The sequence below is a fragment of the Endozoicomonas sp. genome, assembly GCF_051008435.1.
In the GTDB taxonomy this organism is placed as follows: domain Bacteria; phylum Pseudomonadota; class Gammaproteobacteria; order Pseudomonadales; family Endozoicomonadaceae; genus Endozoicomonas_A.
This window is the reverse complement of the sequence record NZ_JBPCXO010000087.1, coordinates 1-5,343: the sequence shown is the minus strand read 5'-3', so window position 1 is coordinate 5,343 and position 5,343 is coordinate 1. Positions and strand designations below refer to the sequence as shown.

The 5,343-nt window shown below is 47.1% G+C and carries 4 protein-coding genes; 2 read left to right on the top strand and 2 right to left on the bottom strand.

The annotated features are described in order from the left end of the window. Positions 1 to 163 precede the first annotated feature (163 nt). Both ushA and gltS read right to left on the bottom strand, forming a co-directional pair. Positions 164 to 1,738 carry a bifunctional UDP-sugar hydrolase/5'-nucleotidase UshA gene (gene ushA, locus ACR2PX_RS03950; RefSeq protein ID WP_433998063.1) on the bottom strand — a complete coding sequence of 525 codons (1,575 nt, stop codon included), beginning with the start codon at positions 1,736 to 1,738 and terminating at the stop codon, positions 164 to 166. 112 nt (positions 1,739 to 1,850) lie between these two features. Then, positions 1,851 to 3,047: a sodium/glutamate symporter gene (gltS, locus tag ACR2PX_RS03945; protein WP_433998062.1), complete on the bottom strand. Its 1,197-nt coding sequence runs from the start codon at positions 3,045 to 3,047 to the stop codon at positions 1,851 to 1,853. A gap of 194 nt (positions 3,048 to 3,241) precedes the next feature. On the opposite strand from gltS, the gene ACR2PX_RS03940 reads away from it, so the two are divergent. Both ACR2PX_RS03940 and ACR2PX_RS03935 read left to right on the top strand, forming a co-directional pair. Next, on the top strand, positions 3,242 to 4,804 hold the full coding sequence (locus tag ACR2PX_RS03940; RefSeq protein ID WP_433998061.1) for a protein kinase family protein: 1,563 nt from the start codon (positions 3,242 to 3,244) through the stop codon (positions 4,802 to 4,804). Between the two features lie 98 nt (positions 4,805 to 4,902). Next, on the top strand, positions 4,903 to 5,244 hold the full coding sequence (locus tag ACR2PX_RS03935; RefSeq protein WP_433998060.1) for a cation-transporting P-type ATPase: 342 nt from the start codon (positions 4,903 to 4,905) through the stop codon (positions 5,242 to 5,244). Positions 5,245 to 5,343: the final 99 nt, after the last annotated feature.

Sequence of the window (5,343 nt, the reverse complement as noted above, 5' to 3'; positions counted from 1 at the left end):
CGGTTTGAGACAGTTTTTATGATTATTTGAGGCGAATAGCGAGCTATTCAACGAAAAGAATCATAGAAAATGGCCAAATCCGGCTTTTTCGCAGTAGGTCAGTGGTAAGTCCGACAGGCTCCTAGAGGTAGAAGGGAAAAGCGTGGCTTTTCCCTGTCAAAGATCAGATTCTTATGATGCCTGCAGGTTTGAAGTCATCGGCACGAATGGGGCTGTGGTTTTCTATAAACGCTTTGAGAACGTCTGCGTCTTTATAGCCTGTGTTCACATACGAGGGGTGATCATCCAGTTTGGGGTAACCATCTCCGCCACCGGCTGAGAAATTATTGAACGACATACGATAGGTTTTGGCGAGCTGCAGAGCTTTGCCCTGAATACGAACGTCGGAGACGTTGTTATCTCTAATCGTCATTTCAATACCCGCAAAGTGGGCAAAGGCGCCACTGTTGGTTGGCATAGTGGCGACTACTGAGAGGTAATCCATCACTTCCTTTCCGGTCAGCTCAACATAGGCCAGTGAGTTGCCAAAAGGTTGTACAGTCAGGACATCTTTGTAAGTGATTTCTCCGGCAGCAATGCTGGCACGGATGCCGCCGGAATTAATCAAGCCGAAGTCTGCGTCGGCTTTTTCCTGCTGTGCTTTGACCATTAGTGTGCCGAGATTGGTGTAGCCAAAGCGAACTTTATTTCTATCACCTTCAAGGCGTTCGTCAACCTGACCAATCGTTTCATTGATCATTGTGGCCCCGGCCGTCTGGAAAGGCTCCAGCAGTGCCAGCATTTCAGAATCCTGGACGATCTGTTTGTTATCTTCTTTATGATTGACCGGGATGAGCTTATAGCTCACCAGATCCAGCTCACCATTTTTGAATTCAAAGTCTGCCCGGCCGACATATTTGCCCCACTCATAGGCTTGTACGATCCAGGCATCATTCTGTTGGTCAGGCTTGAACAATGGATTCTGTGAGTGACCTCCAACGATCAGATCAATATCGTCCACTTCTCTGGCCAGAGTCACATCACCGGGTGCGTTGGCGCCATGCTGAGCATTTGTGTAGTGACCCATGTGGGTAGAGGCGATGATAATGTCTGCTTTTTTCTTGAGTTCAGGAACCAGTTTTTCAGCTTCCTGAATCGGGCTGCGAAACTCAATCCCCTCAATGTTATCTGCCAGAGCAACCTTGGTGGTGTCGTCCGTTGTCAGACCAAGAATAGCCACCCTCAGGTCGTTTACCTGAAATATTTCATAGGGTTTGAACAGGCGCTCGGCGGATTCTGTTTCATAAATGTTGGCTGACAGGAAAGGAAAGTCTGCCAGTTGTTCTTGCATTCGCAGGGTTTCAATAGGGTTGTCGAACTCATGGTTGCCGACGGCCATAGCGTCATAACCCATCATGTTCATGCCTGAAAAGTCAGGTACGGCATCCTGAAGATCTGACTCTGGTACACCGGTATTGATGTCACCACCCGATAGCAACAGTACTTCTCCACCCTGGCTTTCTACTTCTTCACGAATGTCATCAATCAGGGTTTTACGCGCTGCCATGCCCCATTCGCCATCCTCATTTTGCCAGAAGCGGCCATGGTGGTCATTGGTGTGGAGAACGGTCAGAGAATAAGTTTTATTAGGATCGTAGCTCGCCTGCTCACTGTTGCTGGCACAACCTGTCAGAACCACTGACAGGGAGAGTACCGCAGAAAAGACCGTTCTCCTGGTGGAAGGAGTATGCGTAGTCATGTTCTTCTGAGTTCCTATGGTCAATTATCCGGTTATTGTCCATAGGATTATGAGTGTTGTCTGTCGTGTGAATTACCAATGGGTCTTGCCAGGTAGGCTCTGGAAGCTGGGGTCAGTGAAAAATGGAAAGGCTGAGAAAGCCCTGTAATATGACAGCATTCAAGGTGTCGGTAAAAACAGAGCCCAGCAGAGGGACGATCAAATAAGCCTTTGGCGAAGGTCCAAAGCGATGAGCCAGTGCACTGACGTTGGCTAACCCAACAGGGGTTGCGCCTAAGCCCAGACCTATGAACCCGGCAGAAATCAGACTGGCATCATAGTCTTTGCCCGCAGCCCGAAACATAATCCAGTAGGCAAACGTGCATATAACCAGAGACTGAACCATCACGATGATAAAGGCAGGCATAGCACTGTGGGCCAGCTGTATGAGATTCAGTGACATCAGACTGATGGTGATGAACATTTCCAGGCAGATATCGCCAAACAGATTGATAAACTGCTCGTTGAAGGGATAGTTCATCAGGTCTGACAGGTTAATGAAAGTAATAGCAATCAATAGAACGGGAAGATAAGTGGGCATCACGATTCCCTCTGCCCTGAGGTAACTGTTCAACCACTTTCCCAGAACGATGCAGACACTGATCAAGAGAATGACGTTCAAAATCTGCTGCATACAGAGCTTTATTTGACGTGTTTCAACACTTTCCAGAATGGTAAAGCCTTTGGTGTCAGCCTGCGAAGGGCAAAGATTATTCTTTTTAATCAGGGCATGAGCGACCGGTCCTCCCAGAAGTCCTCCCATGATCAGCCCCATTGTTGCAGCCATCAAACCAAACTCCGTGGCTTGGTGATAGCCTTCTGCTTCCAGGAAAGTGCCCCAGCTGATGGCTGTGCCATGGCCTCCAGCCATTGAAATAGTGCCCGCCAAAAGTCCATGAATGGGCTGATCACCAATGCCAATGGCAGTCAGTATACCCACTGTGTTCTGCAGAATGAGGAAGCCAAAGATGACAAAAAACAGTACAACCAGTGTTTTTCCCCCGGAAACCAGCAGCCTGAAGCGAGCATTCAGGCCAACGGTGCAGAAGAAGATCAGGAGCAGGTCATCCCTGAGGCCAAAATTCCACTCCACATTAAAGCCAAAGAAAACGTCAAGCAGAGCGAACAGAACACTGAAAAGAAGACCCCCTGTAACTGGTGAGGGAATATGGTAGTGATGAAGGAAGTAAACACGAGAGGTGATCCATCGGCCCAGTTTATAAGAAATGATGGCAACAAAGAGGAGAGAAAAGCCTGACAGATGCACCATTGATGAATGCTCATTAATTCAAATATCAAATTTAATATAGCAGTTGGTGCTTAAGCGCTTTGAAGTTCATCATGAATGGAATTTGTAGTGAGCCCTTTTAAAAGGCTCAGGCTGTCAGTGTGGCTAACCCTTTTGTTACCACTAACCCTGGAAAACTCTGCTTTAATACAGCGATTATTCATGGAGGAACAGCAATGCAGCCGTTTGCAGGGCAGTTACACGGATCACTTCAGGAGAATCGATCGTTAGATTCTGCGCTCAGTCGTTGCCCTCTGTCTGAAGATAAATTCCATTCACCTGAAAAAGTGAACTCTGGCAGTCGATCATCCAGTGGGCACAGTTCAATGGCAGCATCGAGTGGCCGAGGGGTAACGGTTTCTCCCGCTGATCGTGTGAAGAGTCATTTAACACCTCCTGTTGAGTCAGGCTTCCAGTCTGAGAGTCATTCGCCTGAGTCCCGCTCATCTTCAATGAGTCATTTAGGGAAGCGTTCATTAAAACCCCAGGAAATGATTGAGCTTGATTCTGATCAGGTGTTGGCCTGGGCGTTTGGCAGTCAGGACGTGTCTGCCACGGATCAACTGGATCTTGGGTTGATTTCGCAGAGCAGGCGAAGGGTGCAACTGGCTAAAACGCCGAAGACTTCTCATTTATTGACGCCTGGACGAAACCAGGGAGCAAGAGTTCTGGCGCCTGAGGAGATCAAGGAATTAACCGACAAGAAAACATTATTAGGGGAAGGGTCCTTCGGGCGGGTTTATTCTGTGCAATCCGATCGTTTGAAGTCAGGCGAAGCCCTGGCGTTAAAAGAGTTCAAAGTCGATGCCGGTGCTTCTGACTCAATGAAACGTACCGCTCTGAGAGAAATCCATACACAAATTGCCATGAATCATCCCAATGTTGCCAGTGCAATCGGCTTTCATACCGATGTGCCTATGTTACTGGTCATGGAGAAAGAACCTTACGTATTGTCAAACCTGTTAAATCAGAAGCCCATGCTTCAAGCCCTAAGACCTTTGCAAAACCGATTGAATATTGAAGCCGGGATATTGGAAGGGCTTGATTATCTGCACAGAACATTGAAGTTGATCCATGGCGACCTGAAATCAGGCAACGTGCTTTTGGATCTTCAGCTGGCGCCTAAAATCATTGATTTCAGCCTGACGTCCAGGTTGGATAATCCAAGATCATTACACAGTGAGCCTCCCTGTTTTTATATGCCTCAGGAATTGACCTGTGAGCAACGGGACTTGATGAGTGAATCAACGGATATCTGCTCGGCCGGACTCATTATGCTGGAGCTGGCAACCGGGCAGTTAATCCCCTATATCTGGATGAACAAAAGAAAATCGCTTGATGAACATCACCCTGGTCTGGATTGGCTTTTTAAGCAATTCAGCGCTTACTTTGATCAGGCAGGAATGGCTGATCATCAGGGTATGAATTATCAGAAGCCTATGATTACCGATGTATTCTCACCCCATGAGCTGAGCAGTAAGTGCTTAACTCACACTTTTTCAGAGCGTCAGGTCGCTAGAAAGGTGATTGAACAGGTCGTTACACCGGCAATGCACCATGATGCGCAAAATCGCTGCTCGTTACCGTCAATGAAGCAAAACCTAAAAGAAGCGATTGCTGAGCTGAGTCTGGGAGATCAACAGGAGGCGCATATAAAAAGAAAGCGTCGCAGAGATATCGAAAATAAAGAAAACGAACATCTGCCAGCTAATCGGTCTGTTAGAAAGAAGTTGTTTTAAGCCAATACACTAGCCCATGAGTCATCGGTTTCGATGCCCACCGTAAGTATGATCTAAGCTCTATCCCCATCGAATCTTTCCTATCTGCGGTTTCTGTTATGGCCGAAATAAAACCTGTCTGGGCGAGTTATCAAGAGGCTCTGGATCAGCTGGATAGCCGTTTGAACAGACTGTCATTAAAAGATGCACAGGGTCGTTTGCATCGCTATGGGTACAACGAACTCGAAGAAAAGCGTGAAAGCAAGTGGTTGCAGTTTCTCAAAACCTATTGGGGACCTATTCCCTGGCTTATTGAGATAGCTGCTGTGCTCTCGGCAGTTATAAGTCACTGGCCGGATTTTTTTATTATTCTCTTTATGCTGGTTCTAAACTCTCTGATTGAATTTATTCAAAGCAGTAAAGCGCAAGATGCTCTAGGAGCCTGTCGGACTTACCACTGACCTACTGCGAAAAAGCCTGATTTGGCCATTTTTTATGATTCTTTTCGTTGAATAGCTCGCTATTCGCCTCAAATAATCATAAAAACTGTCTCAAACCGG

Coding starts and splice junctions, on each gene's coding strand:
- gltS (WP_433998062.1), bottom strand. CDS start 3,047: ATGGTGCATCTGTCAGGCTTTTCTCTCCTCTTTGTTGCCATCATTTCT.
- ushA (WP_433998063.1), bottom strand. CDS start 1,738: ATGACTACGCATACTCCTTCCACCAGGAGAACGGTCTTTTCTGCGGTA.
- ACR2PX_RS03940 (WP_433998061.1), top strand. CDS start 3,242: ATGCAGCCGTTTGCAGGGCAGTTACACGGATCACTTCAGGAGAATCGA.
- ACR2PX_RS03935 (WP_433998060.1), top strand. CDS start 4,903: ATGGCCGAAATAAAACCTGTCTGGGCGAGTTATCAAGAGGCTCTGGAT.